General features: G+C 72.7%; 16 protein-coding genes. 6 read left to right on the forward strand and 10 right to left on the reverse strand.

Features of this window, described 5'->3' with window-relative positions; translation table 11 throughout:
* Positions 1 to 2 precede the first annotated feature (2 nt).
* Entirely contained in the window at positions 3 to 548 is a 546-nt protein-coding gene (locus tag CXR04_RS09125) for a lytic polysaccharide monooxygenase auxiliary activity family 9 protein (protein ID WP_101421356.1), read from the reverse strand.
* Positions 549 to 695: 147 nt separating this feature from the next.
* Here CXR04_RS09125 and CXR04_RS09130 point away from each other — a divergent pair, with 147 nt between their 5' ends.
* Together CXR04_RS09130 and CXR04_RS09135 are read left to right on the forward strand one after the other, a co-directional pair.
* Positions 696 to 1,406 (forward strand): helix-turn-helix domain-containing protein, encoded by a 711-nt coding sequence (locus CXR04_RS09130; protein WP_234380126.1) that lies wholly within the window; start codon positions 696 to 698, stop codon positions 1,404 to 1,406.
* A 221-nt stretch (positions 1,407 to 1,627) separates the two neighbouring features.
* The gene (locus CXR04_RS09135) at positions 1,628 to 2,155 is read left to right on the forward strand and encodes a GNAT family N-acetyltransferase (RefSeq protein ID WP_101421357.1); all 528 of its coding nucleotides are present in this window, start codon (positions 1,628 to 1,630) and stop codon (positions 2,153 to 2,155) included.
* Here CXR04_RS09135 and CXR04_RS09140 read toward each other — a convergent pair.
* Positions 2,152 to 3,024 carry an oxidoreductase gene (locus CXR04_RS09140; protein ID WP_101421358.1) on the reverse strand — a complete coding sequence of 291 codons (873 nt, stop codon included), beginning with the start codon at positions 3,022 to 3,024 and terminating at the stop codon, positions 2,152 to 2,154. The genes CXR04_RS09135 and CXR04_RS09140 overlap by 4 nt on opposite strands.
* Before the next feature lie 138 nt (positions 3,025 to 3,162).
* Between CXR04_RS09140 and CXR04_RS09145 the strand changes: the two genes are divergently transcribed.
* On the forward strand, positions 3,163 to 4,017 hold the full coding sequence (locus CXR04_RS09145) for a LysR family transcriptional regulator (RefSeq protein ID WP_101421359.1): 855 nt from the start codon (positions 3,163 to 3,165) through the stop codon (positions 4,015 to 4,017).
* A gap of 18 nt (positions 4,018 to 4,035) precedes the next feature.
* Here CXR04_RS09145 and CXR04_RS09150 read toward each other — a convergent pair whose 3' ends face one another.
* The 4 genes from CXR04_RS09150 to CXR04_RS09165 form a co-directional block, all read right to left on the reverse strand.
* The gene (locus CXR04_RS09150; protein ID WP_234380127.1) at positions 4,036 to 4,626 is read right to left on the reverse strand and encodes a hypothetical protein; all 591 of its coding nucleotides are present in this window, start codon (positions 4,624 to 4,626) and stop codon (positions 4,036 to 4,038) included.
* 34 nt (positions 4,627 to 4,660) lie between these two features.
* Positions 4,661 to 5,725 carry a hypothetical protein gene (locus tag CXR04_RS09155; RefSeq protein WP_234380128.1) on the reverse strand — a complete coding sequence of 355 codons (1,065 nt, stop codon included), beginning with the start codon at positions 5,723 to 5,725 and terminating at the stop codon, positions 4,661 to 4,663.
* A complete protein-coding gene (locus CXR04_RS09160; RefSeq protein ID WP_101421360.1) occupies positions 5,722 to 6,381 on the reverse strand; it encodes a hypothetical protein in 660 nt (219 codons plus the stop codon). Before CXR04_RS09160 ends, CXR04_RS09155 begins: the two co-directional genes overlap by 4 nt.
* A 122-nt stretch (positions 6,382 to 6,503) precedes the next feature.
* Complete coding sequence (locus CXR04_RS09165) at positions 6,504 to 7,529, reverse strand: 6-phosphofructokinase (protein WP_101421361.1); 1,026 nt, start codon at positions 7,527 to 7,529, stop codon at positions 6,504 to 6,506.
* A 230-nt stretch (positions 7,530 to 7,759) separates the two neighbouring features.
* Here CXR04_RS09165 and pta point away from each other — a divergent pair, with 230 nt between their 5' ends.
* Genes pta through pyk form a run of 3 tightly spaced genes read left to right on the forward strand, consistent with a single transcriptional unit; the run spans position 7,760 to position 12,591 of the window.
* Positions 7,760 to 9,928 (forward strand): phosphate acetyltransferase, encoded by a 2,169-nt coding sequence (gene pta / locus CXR04_RS09170; protein WP_101421362.1) that lies wholly within the window; start codon positions 7,760 to 7,762, stop codon positions 9,926 to 9,928.
* The gene (locus CXR04_RS09175; protein ID WP_101421363.1) at positions 9,925 to 11,133 is read left to right on the forward strand and encodes an acetate/propionate family kinase; all 1,209 of its coding nucleotides are present in this window, start codon (positions 9,925 to 9,927) and stop codon (positions 11,131 to 11,133) included. Before pta ends, CXR04_RS09175 begins: the two co-directional genes overlap by 4 nt.
* A gap of 33 nt (positions 11,134 to 11,166) precedes the next feature.
* Positions 11,167 to 12,591, forward strand: a complete 1,425-nt coding sequence (pyk, locus tag CXR04_RS09180; RefSeq protein WP_101421364.1) for a pyruvate kinase — start codon at positions 11,167 to 11,169, stop codon at positions 12,589 to 12,591.
* 21 nt (positions 12,592 to 12,612) lie between these two features.
* Here the strand turns inward: pyk and CXR04_RS09185 are convergent, their stop codons facing one another.
* The 4 genes from CXR04_RS09185 to CXR04_RS09200 all read right to left on the reverse strand — a co-directional run bounded on the left by CXR04_RS09185 (position 12,613) and on the right by CXR04_RS09200 (position 16,660).
* On the reverse strand, positions 12,613 to 13,941 hold the full coding sequence (locus CXR04_RS09185; protein WP_101421365.1) for a hypothetical protein: 1,329 nt from the start codon (positions 13,939 to 13,941) through the stop codon (positions 12,613 to 12,615).
* Positions 13,928 to 14,488: a DUF6114 domain-containing protein gene (locus CXR04_RS09190; protein WP_101421366.1), complete on the reverse strand. Its 561-nt coding sequence runs from the start codon at positions 14,486 to 14,488 to the stop codon at positions 13,928 to 13,930. The genes CXR04_RS09185 and CXR04_RS09190 overlap by 14 nt, the downstream gene beginning before the upstream one ends.
* Positions 14,489 to 14,578: 90 nt before the next feature.
* Complete coding sequence (locus CXR04_RS09195) at positions 14,579 to 15,208, reverse strand: DUF6230 family protein (RefSeq protein ID WP_101421367.1); 630 nt, start codon at positions 15,206 to 15,208, stop codon at positions 14,579 to 14,581.
* 465 nt (positions 15,209 to 15,673) lie between these two features.
* On the reverse strand, positions 15,674 to 16,660 hold the full coding sequence (locus CXR04_RS09200) for a tetratricopeptide repeat protein (RefSeq protein ID WP_101421368.1): 987 nt from the start codon (positions 16,658 to 16,660) through the stop codon (positions 15,674 to 15,676).
* Between the last annotated feature and the right edge of the window lie 65 nt (positions 16,661 to 16,725).

Raw genomic sequence — 16,725 nt, forward strand, 5'->3', positions numbered from 1 at the left:
CGTCAGCCGCCGATGTTCACGTCGATGCAGGCGTAGAAGGCGTTCCCGGTGTCGGCGACGTTCCACACGGCGAGCACCTTCTGCTTGCCGGTGATCCCGCCGAAGTTGACGGAGTGGCTGAACTCGGCCGGCGGCTGGGCGCCGCCGTCGTCGAACTCCGCGACCTTCTGGCCGCCGACGAAGTACTGCCAGGTGCTGGTGCGGTGCCTGGCCGTGATCTTCCAGTTGAACGTCGTGGTGCTGCCGACGTCGGTGACGTTCCAGCCGCGGTTGTCGTCGTCCAGCTCGCCGAAGCCCTGGTTCCCGCCGCTGCAGCTCGTCAGGCCCTTGGGCCCCTCGACGCTCTGCGGCTCGTACTTGATGCCGCCGCACGGGACGACGCCCTGTGCACACTGCTGCTGGCGGCTCGGCGGGTTGGTGATCCAGCCGTGGGCGCTCGCCTGCTGGCTGGGCAGGGCCAGGAGGAGCAGCGGCGCCACACCGGCGCCGACGACGGCGGCACGTGTCGCACTGCGGCGTTTGCCGGCAGGCTTGGTGCTGCGGTGCATACAACTCTCCTTGCGTGGGGGGTCATTGGTCTAGACTTTAGCTCTTGGCCGTCCACCGTCAACCCCTCCGGCCCCACCCGCATCCCGCCGCAGCTTCGGCGGAACGCACGGTTGATAACGGGGTGCACCACTACCTACGGTGACGGTGTGACGACACAGGTGCCCGGCCCCGGCGCCGGCCCGCCGGAACATCAGCCGCCCTTCGACCCCACGGCGGCCCGCCGATTACGCCGCGCCCTGGGCCTGGGTCACGACCACGTCGCGTACGGCATGCGCGCCGCGTACGGGCTGGCGGTACCCGCCGCCGCGGTCGCGGACTGGGAGAAGGGCCACGCCCGCCCCTCGCGCACCGAACTCGACGCCCTGGCAGGCGCGTTGTGGTGCACACCGGCCGACCTGATGGGCTCCTCCACGTCGCTCCATGCCCACCGCCGCGCCCACGGCCTGCCCCTGGACGACGTTGCCCGCCACATCGGCATGGACCCCGCCACGTACCTCAGCGCGGAGCGCACCGGACGCTGGCCCGGCACCGAGTCCCAGGCCACCCGGCTCGCCTACCTCCTCCGCCTCCCGCTGCCCGACCTGCTGGACCTCACCGGCCGCAGCGAACCCCTGGCCCGCCACCTCCGCGACGCCGCCACCACCCGCTGGCAGCCCCAGGTCCGCCCGGTTGCCCGCCTCACCCGCCTCCCCCGCCGCCCCCTGGAACGCGCCCTGAGCACCCTCCACGAGGAGTACCAGACCCGCAGCGCCGCAGCCCGCAACTGGGGCGACGACCCCCCGCCGGAATCCGCGGCGGGAGTGACGACGTACCTGCAGCAGGTACTCCCCCGCTTCTGGGAACTCCTCCGCAACTGACGGCGGTCGGCGGGCCGCGATCACGTCGGCGAACGGTTCTGCGCGGACGTGGTCGCCGGTCTCAGGGAGACCCAGGGGCTGCAGACCATGCTCGACGAGAACCCGCGGGTGACGTGACGTAGCCTCACCCGGGACGGGCCGGGTCCTCGCCTCGGGCCGGCGGCCGGCCCGGCCGCTCTCCTTCCGCATGCGCATCCCCGGGGGTTCCGACGGATACCGAACTGACCGCCGTCGCCGCCGAGACCATCAGGACCGCGCGGCTCGACCTGGTGCCGCTGCGCGTCGAGCAGGCCGACGAGATGGCCGGCGTGCTCTCCGACCCCGCGCTCTACGCGTTCACCGGCGGCTCGCCGCCCGGGCTCGGCGAACTGCGGGCGCGCTACGCGCGGTTGGCCGCCGGGGCGCCCGGGGGCGGGACCGTGTGGGGGAACTGGGTGCTGCGGGTACGGGCGGGCGGCGGGCTCTGCGGGTACGTACAGGTGACGATCCGCGAGGAGGTCGCCGAGGTCGCCTGGGTGGTGGGGACGCCGTGGCAGGGCTGCGGCTACGCCGGTGAGGCGGCCCGGGGGCTCGTCGCGCGGCTGCGGAGGCTGCCGTTGCGGGCCGTCGTCGCGCACGTCCACCCCGGCCACCGCGCCTCCGCCGCCGTCGCGGCGTCCGCGGGGCTGGAGCGTACGGACCTCGTCCAGGACGACGAGGCCGTCTGGCGGCTCGACCTCGCCTCGCCGCCACCGCCCCCCGCCCGCTAGCGGCCGATCCCGTCCAGCTCCGCCATGTCCGCCCCGGAGAGCGCGAGTCCCGCCCCCGCGGTGTTCTCGCGCAGATGGGCCACCGACGACGTACCGGGAATGAGCAGGATGTTCGGCGACCGCCGCAGCAGCCACGCCAGCGCGACCGCCATCGGCGCCGCCTCCAGCCGCGTGGCCACGGCGGACAGCGCATCGGACTGCAGCGGGGTGAAGCCGCCGAGCGGGAAGAAGGGCACGTAGGCGATGCCCTGGGCGGCGAGTTCGCCGACCAGCTCGTCGTCCTGCCGGTGCGCGAGGTTGTACATGTTCTGTACGCACACCACCGGCGCGATCGACCGCGCCTCGGCGACCTGCTCGGCCGTCGCGTTGCTCACCCCGAGGTGCCGGATCAGGCCCTGCGACCGCAGTTCCGCCAGGGTCCCGAAAGCCTCGGCGAGCGAGCCGGGCCTGGGGCCCTGCGCGTCGCCGAGGCGGAGGTTGACCACGTCGAGGGCGTCGAGGCCGAGGTCGTCCAGGTTCTCGCGGACGGAGGCGCGCAGTTCCTCGGGGCGCCGGGCCGGCGGCCAGCCGCCCTGCGCATCGCGGATCCCGCCGACCTTGGTCACGATGTGCAGGGACGCGGGGTAGGGGTGCAGGGCCTCGCGGATGAGCCGGTTGGTGACGCGTGGTCCGTACGCGCCGGCGGTGTCGATGTGGGTGATCCCGAGGGCCACCGCCTCCCGCAGGACGGCGAGCGCGCCGTCGCGGTCGGCGGGCGGGCCCATGACCCCGGGTCCCGCGAGCTGCATGGCGCCGTAGCCGACGCGGCTGACGGTCAGATCGCCGAGGGTCCAGGTGCCGCCGGGGGGCGGGGCGGAGGGGGTGTGCATGGCCGTGCCTTCGCTGTCGGGGCGGTGGCGGGCCGTCCGGCCCGCGCCATCGATGTTCGCGCGCCGGCGAGCGGCGCGGCCAATACCGACACGGCCGCCCCTCATACCCGGCGGGTATCACCGACGTAGCCTGGGGGTGTGGACACCCTGGAGACCCGCGAGCTGCGCTACTTCGTCGCCGTGGCCGAGGAACTGCACTTCGGCCGCGCCGCCGGGCGCCTCGGCATCGCCCAGCCGCCGCTGTCCCGGGCGATCCAGCAGCTCGAACGGCGCCTCGGCGTCCGCCTGCTGGAGCGCGACCGCCGCGGCGTCGCCCTGACCGCGGCCGGGGAGACGCTGCTGTCCGAGGGCCGCGCCGCCCTCGCCGCGACCACCGCCGCCGCCCGCCGCACCCGGCGCGCGGGCGGCGCCGACGGCCCGGACGCCCCGCCGGACCGGCTGGTGCTCGCGGTGAAGGCCGCCGCGTCCCACGAACTGCTGCACAAGCTCCTCGACGCCTACGCCGCCGAACCCGGCGCCGCCGACGTCGAGGTGCTGCCCAGCGGCACCTGCGAACAGGGGGAGATGCTGCGCGACGGCCGCGCCGACGTGGCGCTCATGCACGCGCCGTTCAACTCCCTCGCCGGCTTCGACAGCGAAGAGCTGACGAGCGAGGGCCAGATCGCCATCCTGCCCGCCGCGCACCCGCTGGCCGCGCGTACGGCCCTGACCCTGGCCGACATCGCCGACGTCCCCGGCCTCCCGCTCGCCCGCTGGACCCGCGACGAGCCGGGACCGGGCCCGGAGATCCACGACCAGACGCAACTGGCCCAGTTGATCGCCCTCGGCCGCACCGCCGCCGTCTTCCCCGACTCGGCCCGCGCCTGGCTCTGGGCGGAGCACACCGCCGTCCCGCTGACCGACGCACCGCCGGTCGTCACGCACATCGCGTGGCCCGCGCACAGCCGCTCGCTCGCGCTGGCGCTCCTGGTCCGTACCGCCACCCGGCTGTGACGCGCCCGGGCCGCCGCGCTACTCCTCCACCTGCGCCCGCTGCCAGGCCAGGTAGTCCGCGACCAGCTCCGGCGGGTTCGCCTCCGCCGTGAGCGGGATCTGCTCCTCCGGATCGTCCATGTCGAACAGCACCACCGGCACCGGCCGCCCCAGCACCTCCTCGACGCGCCCCGTCTCGTGCAGGTGCCGCGCCACGTCCACGCAGTCCTCGGCGAAGTCCGCGCACAGCAGGTCGTACACCGCGGACCACCGGTCCGAGAACTGCTCCTCGTCCTCGAACCACAGCCCCTTCGCCGTCGACTCCGCGCGGTGCAGCACGGTGCCCACGGGATCCTCCGGCACGTGCCCGACCCGCTCGAACCCGTCGAGGATCCAGTACGCGTACGACCACCGCACCTCGCCGTCGGGATCCAGCTCCCCGCGGGCTGCCTCGCGCTCGCGGCGGATCTGCGCCTCGGTGTTGTAGCCGACCTGTACGTAGGGATAGCGGGCGTCCTGGTCGACGCGGTACATCTGCAGGGCGACGACGTAGATCTCGGGTCTCAGCTCCACCGGAAACGTGTCGAGGATCCGGTACGCCTCCTGCTTCAGATGCTGCCGAAACGGCATATCCCGCCCACCCTTCCCGGCGACCCGCCCACCGCTACCGTACGACCGACTGGATCTCCCGCACGTCGAGTTCCTGCGTGGCCTCGATGATCCCGGTCGGCAGCAGCTCGTCGGTGGTGCCGTCCGAGGCGCTCCAGGTCACCCGCCAGGTGACGGAGGCGGTGAAGTCGTAGGGACCGGTGCTCTCGGAGGACCGGAGATAGGTCACCCCACACGGCGGCACCTTGCCGGCATCCCCCTTCCGGTACGGGGTCCCGACGCCCCCGTCACCGTCCATCGCGCACTCACCGCCGCCGGGGTGCAGTTCGGCGTCGTCGGTGCCGGGATCGATGGTCAGCGAGACGGGGGTGGCGGTGGTCCGCGCCCACATGTTCAGGGCGGGAACCCGGGCCTCCGCCGTCACGGGCTGAAACTGCTCCCCGTCCAGCCAGACCCACGTCGGCAGGTTGACGACCTGCTCACCCGCGGGCCGCAACTCGGCCGCGGTGTCGGGCACGATCATCCGCTCGTAGGCGAGTTCTGCGAGCATCCTCGGCTCGATGGCCTCCCCTTGTGCCCAATCGGGCGGAGGCTCCTGGTTGTCGACCCAGAAGGGCACCTCAGAGCATTCGCCGCGGGCGAGGACGTCCTCCTCGGCGGGGTTCGGCACGCCGGCCCAGAACATCCCCTCACCGTCGTTCTCGACGTTCCAGTCCTTGAAGCCCGGGTGGTTCGGCCAGCTATAGCCGTCCTCGTAGTGGTCGAGTAACTGCTTGAGCGCGCTGCCGGCGTGCCCGGTCATCCCGGGCGTCGTCATCTGGCCCTCGATGGACTTCTTGGTGACCCGCTTGAAGTCCTTGGCACCCAGATAGGGGGCGTACCAGCACGGCGGCGGCTCCCAGTCGGAGGCGGTGGGTGTGAGGTTGCCGGGTGCCTGGCCGTCGTCCTTCACCGCACCGGAGTAGGTGATGCCACCGCCCGTACGGGCCCAGATCTCCTGCTCGTCGGCGCCGGCGTCGGTCTCCTGGTCCTTGGTCCGACCTGCATACGCGTCTTCGCAGACCAGCAGGAGGCACGCGGCCAGCAGAAGAGAGAGCCCGGCGCGTAACTTACCCGTCACTCCTTGCACTGCACTGCCTCCCCCTCCACATCGATGCCGGTGGCCTGCCACACCTCGTCGCGGCCCGGGAACGTCGACATAGTGATCTGGTAGAAGAGGAAATCCGCGTCGCTCGGCTCCGTGCGCAGCACTTCACCCGTCTTGAGCTTCTTGCTGTAGATCTTCGTCTGGTCAGCGCAGAAGGAGATGCCCACGGTCCTGCCATAGGACTTCGTCTCCACCCGGTAGAAGCGCTCTGTGCCCGTCGCGCTCTGCTGGGCGTCGATGTCCTGCTGGATCTGATCCTGGGCGTACGTCAGCGCTTGATCGCGCGCGTAGAACTGCGTGCTGGGTTCGTTCAGTTCCTGCTCGGCGGAGCCCCGGAATTGACTCCGGATGTAGTTCGCCGCATCCCGCTGCGCCGCCGCGTGCTCCGGCTTCGACGGCTCTTCCCAGTCGAAGACCAGCTTGATGTCCTCCGGCAGCGACACGTCCGGCGCGCCTTCCGGCGCCTCCTCCTGCGTCGGCGAGGCGGAGGCGTCAGGGGACGAGTCCTTCGCCCCCTCGATCTGCTCCGTCCCGCCGTCGTCGCCGGAGTCGGAGTCCCCGCAGGCGGTGAGCGTCAGCGTGACGGCCGTCGCGAGGGCGGCGGCCGTCAGGGCGGTGCGTGTGCGCATGGCAAGAAGCTCCCGGTCGGTCGGCGGGAACAACTGGCGCCGGTGCGCGGCCTCTTGTCCCCCGGTGGCGGACTCTGCACGGTACGTTACCGAACCGGCCGCCGGGGATTAAGGACAGCGCGTCAGAAGACGACCTCCGCCTCGTCCATCCGGTCCGCCGGCACCCGCTTCAGCTCCCGCGTCGCCTCCGCCAGCGGCGCCATCACGATGTCCGTCCCCCGCAGCGCCGTCATCTGCCCGAAGTCGCCGCGGTGCACCGCCTCCACCGCGTGCCACCCGAAGCGCGTCGCCAGCACGCGGTCGTACGCCGTCGGCGTGCCGCCGCGCTGGACGTGGCCGAGGATGACCGGCTTGGCCTCCTTGCCCAGGCGCCGCTCCAGCTCGCCGGCCAGGCGGTTGCCGATGCCGGTGAAGCGCTCGTGGCCGTACTGGTCGATCTCGCCCTTCTGGTACTCCATCGTGCCCTCCGCCGGGTGCGCGCCCTCGGCGACGCAGATGACGGCGAACTTCTTGTGCCGGTCGAAGCGCTCCTCGACCATCTTGCACAAGTTGGCGATCTCGAAGGGGCGCTCCGGCAGGCAGATGCCGTGCGCGCCGCCAGCCATGCCGGACTCCAGCGCGATCCAGCCCGCGTGCCGGCCCATGACCTCGACGACCATGACCCGCTGGTGGGACTCGGCGGTGGTCTTCAGCCGGTCCATCGCCTCGGTGGCCACGCCGACGGCCGTGTCGAAGCCGAAGGTGCGGTCGGTGGCGGAGATGTCGTTGTCGATGGTCTTCGGTACGCCGACGACCGGCATCCCCGCGTCGGCGAGCATCGCCGACGCGGTGAGGGTGCCCTCGCCGCCGATCGGGATGAGCGCGTCGAGGGCCAGCTCGCGGCTCAGCTCCTCGGTGTTCTCGCAGGCTTCGCGGAGCCGGTCGCGCTCCAGCCGGGACGAGCCGAGGACGGTGCCGCCGCGGGCGAGGATGCCGCTGACGGCGTTGAGGTCGAGCTTGCTGTACCGCCCTTCGAGCAGTCCCTTGAAGCCGTCCTCGAATCCGATCACCTCGTCGCCGTGACCGGCCACGGCCCGGTGGACCACCGACCTGATCACCGCGTTCAGGCCGGGGCAGTCTCCGCCTGCCGTGAGTACTCCGATGCGCATGTCTCTCCTGCTGGGTGCCGTCGCATGCATGCTCGAAGCCGATTCTCCCATGCTCCGGGGGTCACTCGTCCGAACAGCCGGTTAACCCTCTGTCACACTCGGCGGTCACCTCGCCGTCACCCGCGCCCGCAGGACCGCGCCCGCGCACCCGCCGCCCTTCGCGCGCCCCTCCCCCGCCCGACTGTATGGTCGAACAGGACCGCGACGGACGGGACGGATGGAGTGCAGGAGTGACCCGCAGCGTCTATGTCGCCGGTATCGGCCGCGGTGACGGCCGTCAGGTCGTCGAGCTGGGCATGATGGAGCTGCTCTCCCGCCAGGTCGACCGGGTGGGGATCTTCCGTCCGCTGGCGCATGCCGACGCCGATGCCCGCGACCCCGTCTTCGACCTGCTCCGCGCCCGCTACCGGCTGAGCCAGCCGCGCGCAGGGGTGCTCGGCATGACGTACGAGCAGGCGTCCGCGCTCCAGGCCGAGGAGGGTACGGACGCGCTGGTGGCCCGGCTCGTCGGGCGGTTCCACGAGATCGCCGCGGACTACGAGGCCGTGCTCATCTTCGGCAGCGACTTCGCCGACACCAACATCCCCGCCGAGCTGGCGCTCAACGCCCGCCTCGCCAACGAGTGCGGCGCCGCCGTGCTGCCCGTCGTCGGCGGCGCGGAGCAGTCCGCGGAGTCGGTGGTCGCCGAGGTGCGCAACGCGCACGACGCGTACACCTCCCTCGGCTGCGACGTCCTGGCGATGATCGCCAACCGGGTCGGCCCCGACGCCGCCCCCCGGGCCCGCGCCGTCGCCGCGGGCATCGGCGCCCATCTGCCCGTGCCGGTGTACGTCATCCCCGAGGACGCCGGCCTCGCCGCCCCCACCGTCGCGCAGATACGGGACGCCCTCGGCGCCGGGCTGCTGGCCGGCGACGCCGGCGGGCTGGCCCGTGACGTACGCGACTTCGTCTTCGGCGGCGCGATGCTCCCGGCGTTCCTGCCGGCCCTCAGCGAGGGCTGCATGGTGATCACCCCCGGCGACCGCGCGGACCTCGTCGTCGGCGCGCTGGCCGCGCACTCGGCGGGCTCCCCCGCCATCGCCGGGGTGCTGCTGACGCTGGACGAGCGTCCAGGACCGGACATCATGGCGCTGGCCGAGCGGCTGGCGCCGGGGACGCCGCTCCTCACGGTGGCCGAGGGCTCGTTCCCCACCGCCGCCGCGCTGGTCGGGCTGCGCGGCGAGCTGAACGCCGCGACGCCGCGCAAGGCGGACATCGCCCTCGGCCTCTTCGAGTCGCACGTGGACTCCGCGCAGCTCACCGGGCGGCTGGCGGGGGCGGCGAGCGGGCGCGTGACGCCGATGATGTTCGAGCACATGCTGATCGAGCGGGCGCAGGCCGACCGCAGGCACGTGGTGCTGCCGGAGGGCACCGAGGAGCGGGTGCTGCTGGCGGCGGAGGTGCTGGTACGGCGCGGGGTGTGCGATCTCACCCTCCTCGGCGAGGAGCAGACGATCCGCAAGCGCGCCGCGGAGCTGGGGCTGAGCCTGCCGCTGCTGAGCGCCGACGCCCCGGCGGCGCGGCCGGACGGCCCGGCCACGGCCCGGATCACCGACCCCCGCGTCTCGCCGCTGCGGGAGAGCTTCGCGGAGCTGTACGCGCAGTACCGCTCGCACCGCGGCGTCAGCGTGGAGCTGGCGTACGACGTGCTGGGCAACGTCAACTACTTCGGCACCCTGATGGTCCAGCAGGGCCTGGCCGACGCGATGGTCTCCGGCGCCGCGCACTCCACGGCCGCCACCGTGCGCCCGGCGTTCGAGGTCATCAAAGCCGACAAGAAGCAGTCCGGGACCGCGATCGTCTCGTCGGTCTTCTTCATGTGCCTCGCGGACCGGGTCCTGGTGTACGGGGACTGCGCGGTCAACCCCGATCCGAACGCCGAGCAGCTCGCGGACATCGCCATCCAGTCGGCGGCGACGGCCGCGCAGTTCGGCGTCGAGCCGCGGGTGGCGATGCTGTCGTACTCCACCGGCACCTCGGGCTCCGGCTCGGGCGTCGACAAGGTGCGGCGCGCGACCGAGCTGGTACGGGCCCGCCGGCCCGACCTGGAGGTGGAGGGCCCGATCCAGTACGACGCCGCGGTGGACGCCACCGTCGCCGCCGCCAAGATGCCGGACTCGCGGGTCGCGGGACAGGCCACGGTGCTGGTCTTCCCCGACCTCAACACGGGCAACAACACGTACAAGGCGGTGCAGCGCACGGCCGGCGCGATCGCCGTGGGGCCCGTGCTCCAGGGGCTCAACAAGCCGGTGAACGACCTGTCCCGGGGCGCGCTCGTCCAGGACATCATCAACACGGTCGCCATCACCGCCGTACAGGCGCAGGGCGCCGCCGCACCCGCGAAGGGCGGCCGCCCGTGACCGCCCCCACCCGGATCCTGGTGCTCAACTCCGGCTCCTCGTCGCTGAAGTACCAGCTCATCGACATGGCGGGGCCGACGCCCGGCGCCGACCGCCCGGCCCGCGGCATCGTCGAGCGGATCGGCGAGCCGCAGGCCGGCGGCGGCGTGCCGGACCACGCGGCGGCGCTGCGCGCCGTCGGCGACGAACTGGCCGCCGCGGGCCACGGACTGGACGCGCCCGACCTGCTGGCCATCGGCCACCGCGCCGTCCACGGCGGCACCCGCTTCACCGAGCCGGTCCTCGTCGACGACGGCGTGCTGGCCGAGATGGAGAAGCTCGTCCCGCTCGCGCCGCTGCACAACCCGGCGAACATCGCCGGCATCCGCGTCGCCCGCGAGCTGCGCCCCGACCTGCCGCAGGTCGCCGTCTTCGACACCGCCTTCCACGCCACCCTCCCCGAGCACGCCTGGCGCTACGCCCTGGACACGGCCACCGCCGACGCCCACGCCATCCGCCGCTACGGCTTCCACGGCACCTCGCACGCCTACGTCTCCCGCGCCACCGCGCAGTTGCTCGGCCGCGACCCGGCGGACCCCGGGGACTTCAACGTCCTCGTGCTGCACCTCGGCAACGGCGCCAGCGTCTCCGCGGTCGCCGGCGGCCGGTGCGTGGAGACGTCGATGGGGATGACCCCGCTGGAGGGCCTGGTGATGGGCACCCGCAGCGGGGACCTCGACCCGGCGGTGGTCTTCCATCTCGCCCGCGAGGCGGGCATGGACACGGACGCGATCGACACCCTGCTGAACAAGCGGAGCGGCCTCGTCGGCCTCTGCGGCGACAACGACATGCGGGAGATCGGCCGCCGGATCGCCGAGGGCGACGAGCGCGCGCGGCTGGCCTTCGACGTGTACGTCCACCGCATCCGCAAGTACGTCGGCGCCTACACGGCCGTGCTGGGCCGGGTGGACGCCGTCGCGTTCACCGCCGGCGTGGGCGAGAACTCCGCCGCCGTACGGGAGGCGTCGCTGCGGGGCCTCGGAGGTCTCGGCATCGAGGTGGACTCCGTACGCAACGCGGTACGCGGCTCCGCACCCCGCGTGGTCTCCGCGCCCGGCTCCCGGGTGACGGTCGCCGTGGTGCCCACCGACGAGGAGCTGGAGATCGCCGCCCAGACCCGCGACCTGGTCCGCGGCGGCGGCCGGGCGCTCCCCCCACCGGGATAATTCCGGTCGAGAACAAACCGATAGGATGCCGCCATGCGCCGAGCGAAAATCGTCTGCACCCTGGGTCCCGCCGTCGACTCCTTCGAGCAGCTCAAAGCGCTGATCGAGGCCGGCATGTCCGTGGCCCGCTTCAACATGAGCCACGGCACCCAGGCCGAGCACCAGGAGCGCTACGACCGGCTGCGCAAGGCCGCCGAGGAGACCGGGCGGCCCATCGGCGTGCTGGCCGACCTCCAGGGCCCGAAGATCCGGCTGGAGACCTTCGCCCAGGGCCCGGTGGAGCTGGCGCGCGGCGACGAGTTCACCATCACCACCGAGGACGTGCCCGGCGACCGCACCATCTGCGGCACCACGTACAAGGGCCTGCCCGGTGACGTCTCCCCCGGCGAGCGCATCCTCGTCAACGACGGCGCGGTGGCCCTGGAGGTGCTGGAGGTGCGCGGCCCCGAGGTGCGCACCATGGTCATCGAGGGCGGCGTGGTCTCCGACCACAAGGGCATCAACCTGCCCGGCGTGGCGGTGAACGTCCCGGCGCTCTCCGAGAAGGACGTGGACGACCTGCGCTTCGCCCTGCGCATGGGCTGCGACATGGTCGCGCTGTCCTTCGTCCGCGACGCCGGCGACATCGCCGACGTGCACCGGGTGATGGACGGGGCCGGGCGGCGGGTGCCGGTCATCGCCAAGGTCGAGAAGCCGCAGGCGATCGACCACATGGAGGAGATCGTCCTCGCCTTCGACGGCGTGATGGTGGCCCGCGGCGACCTGGCGGTGGAGTATCCGCTGGAGAAGGTGCCGATGGTGCAGAAGCGGCTGATCGAGATGTGCCGCCGCAACGCCAAGCCGGTGATCGTCGCGACCCAGATGATGGAGTCGATGATCAACTCGTCGCGTCCGACGCGCGCCGAGGCGTCCGACGTCGCGAACGCGATCCTGGACGGTACGGACGCGGTGATGCTGTCCGCCGAGTCGTCGGTCGGCAAGTACCCGATCGAGACGGTCAAGACGATGGCGCGGATCGTGGTGGCGGCGGAGGACGAGCTGCTGTCGCGCGGGCTGCAGCCGCTGGTGCCGGGCAAGAAGCCGCGTACGCAGGGCGGGTCCGTGGCCCGGGCGGCGTGCGAGATCGCGGACTTCCTGGACGCCCAGACGCTGGCGGCGTTCACGCAGTCCGGGGACACCGCGCGGCGGCTGTCGCGCTACCGCGCGTGCCAGCCGATCCTGGCCTTCACCACCGACGAGCACACGCGCAACCAGCTCACGCTGAGCTGGGGCGTGGAGCCGGTGCTGGTGCCGCACGTGGACAACACCGACGCGATGGTGGACCTGGTGGACGCGGAGCTGCTGAAGCTCAACCGCTTCCGCGAGGGCGACACGATGGTCATGACCGCCGGGTCGCCGCCCGGGGTGCCGGGCACCACGAACATGGTCCGCGTGCACCACCTGGGCGGCGAGCGCTGAAGCCGGGCGGCGCGGCCCGCGCTACTCGATGGTGTTCTTCAGGCCCGGCACGGTGAGCGTGCCGCCGAACTGACCGGCCTGGACGACCTGGACGTCGGTGAAGAACGCGAACGGCAGGTCCAGCGGCGGCGGGCTCTCCGGGCTGAACGTCATCGGGATCAGCCCGAAGAGACTGCCCTTCAGCTCCTCGGTGTACATGGTCACCCGGCCGTCGCGGATCGTGGAGGTGCTGCCTTCCGCGGCCCGTACGTGCGAGGTGTTCCGGCCGGGGCCGACGACGGTCTGGTGCATGTCGCGGATGTCGACCCCGTCGTCCGCGGTGTACTTCAGCACCTTCTTGACCTTGCCGCTGTAGGTCTTCACCTCGACGATGCCGTGGTACTTGAGCCCCTTGAGGGTGAGCTTGGTGCTCTCCAGCCGCCAGGGGTCGTCGGGCAGCAGCGGCAGCCCGGGTTCGAGCGCGGCGTTCGCCAGGGCCCCGGGGTCGGGGGTGGGGCAGGGGAACGGCTCCTTGCCGTCCGCGTCCGCGGCGTCGTCCCCGGCGTCCGGCTTCTCGTCCGCGGGGTCCTCGGCCGTGTCCCGCACCTTGTCGTCCAGCTCTTCCACGGTGGCGCCCGCCTCGTCGGCGGCGTCGCGTACGGCCTTCTCCTTCTCGCGCCGCTCCTCGTCCGACGCGGCGCCGGAGCCGGACTCCTTGCCGCCGTCCGAACCCGGGCCCGAACCGGCGGAGCCGGCACCGGCATCGGCGCCGTCCGAACCGCCGGACGGCTCGTCCCCTGGCCCGGTCTCCGCTGCGGAGTCGTCCGGGCCGAGCAGGCCGTCCAGGGTGTCGCCGAGCCCCAGCGGGTCGTACCAGGGGCGGGACTCCGACGGCGAAGGACTCGGCTCCGCCTTGCCGGACTCCCCGGCTCCGCCGCCGTCCGGCCCGCCGCCGGAGGCACCGCCCGAGCCGGAGCCCGAGCCGTCACCACCGCCGCCCGGCCGCTCCGCGGCCGGCCCGTCGTCCGTCGCCGACGGACTCGGCGAAGGACCGCCGCCGGGCTTCGCCGACTCCCCGGCGCCCGGCGCCTCTTCGCGGTTCCCGGCCTCCGGCGCGTCCCCGGCGTCCGCCGGCTCCTCGTCCTTCGGCTCCTCCGACTGCTCCGCGCACGGCCCCGGCCGCCAGCGTTCCGCCGGGTCGTCCTCGGCGATCGCGGGCCGCGGCGTGAGCCCCAGCCCCAGGAAGACCGCGGTGGGCATGGCCGCCAGGGCTATCGCCCTGCCCGCCGGCACCCGGCCGAGCAGCGACCTGCGCGGCGCCGCGTGCCGCGGCCCCCGGCGTACCGCCCTCGCATGGTCATCCGGCCGCACGGTGCCTCCCGCCGTCGATGTCCTCCAGCACGTCCATGCCCAGCTCGCCGGCGTCGGCTCTCTTCTCCTCCGCCGCGCCGTCCGCGGCGTCGTCCGCCGCCCCGTCTTCGGAGCCGGCGGCACCGGAGTCGCCGGCGGCCTCCGCGGCGCCCGGCACACCCGCCGCCCACGACACGGCCAGCGCCCCGCCGATCATCGACAGCAGGAAACCCACCAGCAGCCCGCCGAAGTTGGACACCGGAATGGACACCAGCGCCAGCACGATGGAGGCGACGCCCGCGAACACCCGGACGACGGCGTGGAACCACATGGTCAGCCCGAGTGTCACCAGCAGCACGCCGATGATCAGGCCGCCGGCCCCCGCCTGCGTCGCCATCTGCAGGCTGAGGTTGCCGAGTTTGATGTTGTAGTACGGCAGCGCGCCGATCGGCACGCCGCCCGCGATGGTCAGCAGACCCGCCCAGAACGGACGGGAGCCGCGCCAGCCACGGAATCCCAGCCGCCAGGTGTTCAGACGGTGCAGCAGGTCCGGCAACTCGGCGCTCATGAATGCAGCTCCCCGGTACGGCGGTGCGGTGCGGTCAGTGGGGGGTCCGGCGGGGAGCGGTACGCGCCTCCCCGCCGGCCGAGTGCGTGGTCAGAAGCACTCTTTGACGCCCTTGTGCAGCTTCATGCTGAGCCCGCTCAGCTTGAAGGTGCCGGCGCTGGTGGCCCAGGCGGTCTGTTTCACGTCCGTGAGGACGGCCTTGTCGGCCTCCTGCGCGAACCCGTTCGGGTTCGCGTTGTCGCCCTTGCCGATGCCCGGTCCCTTGGTGCTGGACCCGGCGGCCACACCGATGTTGATGTTCTCGAACGTCGCGTCGGCGTCGAGCTGCGCGATGTCGATGTAGAGGTTCTTCGCCTCCACCGGCTTGTCGTCACCGGCCGTCAGCACCAGGCTGACCGAGCCGATGAGCGGGACGTCGGGCGTGACGACCGACTGGCACATGCCGTTGATCTTCGCTTCCCTGAACGCGGAGATCGCGACCGGCCGGGTGGCCTCGTTGCCCTCCAGGTCGTGACCGCTGTCGATACCGCTGTACTGGACGAAGCCGATGCCCTCCAGCCGGTCCGCCGTGACCTTGAACTCCTGGCCCGACACGCTGAACGACGCCGCCAGCGCGCCCTGGCTCAGCGCCACCCCGATCGCGGCGGTCGCCGCCAGGCTCGGCACCATGACCACCGCGAACCGCTTCCACCTGGTCCCACCACGTGCCTGGGACTCCATGCCTCTCCTCCTTCTCGGACGTACGTCCTGGGCCCGTGGGCCGGTCCTCGGGAGCGAGGAGGATCCGCACGCGCTCGCGGGCGCGGCTCTGCGGGTCCGGTACGGGCGCGGACGCGCTACGTCGAAGGGGGCGTTACCCCCGAGCGACTCGTTGTCCGGACAGGTTCCGGTCCGCGGGAACGGTCCGCGGAAACGGGGAACCCCCCTGTCCGGATGGCGATCGTGGTCCATCGGAAGGGGGGCGCACAAGGGGTTCGTTACCAACGGGTAACGCGAGGGTGAGGCGGATCCGGCCACGGTGGCCGGATCCTGCACCCTGGGTCGCCGCCGACCGCGGACGTACCCGATGACAAGGCATGACAAAGACGGTCATCTGACAGCGCGTCAGTTACTCCGAGTAACAGCCCTGCTCACCGTCAATTTTTGGCAAAGCAGCACGGGCTGTCACCCTACGTCAACCTCTGCTCAGAACAGCACCCGGGCCAGCGCCTGCCGCCCCGCGACCACCCGCGGATCGTCGCCGCCGACGACCTCGAACAGCTCCAGCAGCCGCACCCGCGCGGCCTGCCGGTCCTCGCCCGCGGTCCGCGCCACCGTGTCGACCAGCCGCCCGAACGCGTCCTCGACGTGCCCGCCGACCAGGTCCAGGTCCGCGACCCGGATCTGCGCCGCCACGTCCGCCGGATCGTCCGCCGCCTCCTTGCGTACGGCCGCGGGGTCGAGCCCCTCCACCCGCCGCAGCAGCTCCGCCTGCGCGAGGCCCAGCGTGGCCTCCACGTTGCCCGGGTCGTCGGACAGCACGTTCTGGTACGCCTGGACCGCGCCGCCGAGGTCGCCCCGGTCCAGCGCGTCACCGGCCGCCGCCAGCGCGCTGTCGTACGGGCCGACGGGCTCCTCCGGCGCCTCCCGCTCACCGGCGCCGTCCTCGCCGGCCGCCGCGTCCTCATCGGCCACCGCCTGCCCGACGATGCCGAACTGCTGCTCGGCGACCTTGATCAGCTCGTCCAGCACCCCGCGGATCTGCGGCTCCGGGGCGGCGCCCTGGAACAGCGGGATGGCCTGCCCGCCGACGACCGCGAAGACCGCCGGGATGGACTGGACGCCGAACTGCTGGAACAGCATCTGGTTCGCGTCCACGTCGATCTTGGCCAGCACGAACCGCCCGGCGTACTCCTGTGTCAGCCGTTCCAGCAGCGGGCTGAGCTGCTTGCACGGCTGGCACCACTCGGCCCAGAAGTCGACGACGACCGGGACCTCGGTGGAGCGCTGCAGGACGTCCTGCTGGAAGCCGGCCTCGTCGACATCGATGACGAGCGCACCGGCGCCGGGCGCGGGCACCCCGTCCCGGGCGGCCTGGGCACGGGCCGCCTCCGCCTTCTCCTTGGCCTCCGCGGCCGCCTTCACCGCGGCCAGGTCGACCGCTCCGCTCATAGACATGTTGCGTGGCTGCATACGCCCTATCCTCCCCCCTTCGCCCGGTGCATTGAACGGACGGGCCGCGGATGACTCGGCGAACC

Source organism: Streptomyces sp. CMB-StM0423 (assembly GCF_002847285.1).
Taxonomy (GTDB): domain Bacteria; phylum Actinomycetota; class Actinomycetes; order Streptomycetales; family Streptomycetaceae; genus Streptomyces.

What these genes read in the sequence shown, in the direction of transcription:
- CXR04_RS09125 (WP_101421356.1), bottom strand. Translation starts at nt 548, where the DNA reads ATGCACCGCAGCACCAAGCCTGCCGGCAAACGCCGCAGTGCGACACGT.
- CXR04_RS09140 (WP_101421358.1), bottom strand. Translation starts at nt 3,024, where the DNA reads ATGCACACCCCCTCCGCCCCGCCCCCCGGCGGCACCTGGACCCTCGGC.
- CXR04_RS09150 (WP_234380127.1), bottom strand. Translation starts at nt 4,626, where the DNA reads ATGCCGTTTCGGCAGCATCTGAAGCAGGAGGCGTACCGGATCCTCGAC.
- CXR04_RS09160 (WP_101421360.1), bottom strand. Translation starts at nt 6,381, where the DNA reads ATGCGCACACGCACCGCCCTGACGGCCGCCGCCCTCGCGACGGCCGTC.
- CXR04_RS09165 (WP_101421361.1), bottom strand. Translation starts at nt 7,529, where the DNA reads ATGCGCATCGGAGTACTCACGGCAGGCGGAGACTGCCCCGGCCTGAAC.
- pyk (WP_101421364.1), top strand. Translation starts at nt 11,167, where the DNA reads ATGCGCCGAGCGAAAATCGTCTGCACCCTGGGTCCCGCCGTCGACTCC.
- CXR04_RS09190 (WP_101421366.1), bottom strand. Translation starts at nt 14,488, where the DNA reads ATGAGCGCCGAGTTGCCGGACCTGCTGCACCGTCTGAACACCTGGCGG.
- CXR04_RS09195 (WP_101421367.1), bottom strand. Translation starts at nt 15,208, where the DNA reads ATGGAGTCCCAGGCACGTGGTGGGACCAGGTGGAAGCGGTTCGCGGTG.
- CXR04_RS09200 (WP_101421368.1), bottom strand. Translation starts at nt 16,660, where the DNA reads ATGCAGCCACGCAACATGTCTATGAGCGGAGCGGTCGACCTGGCCGCG.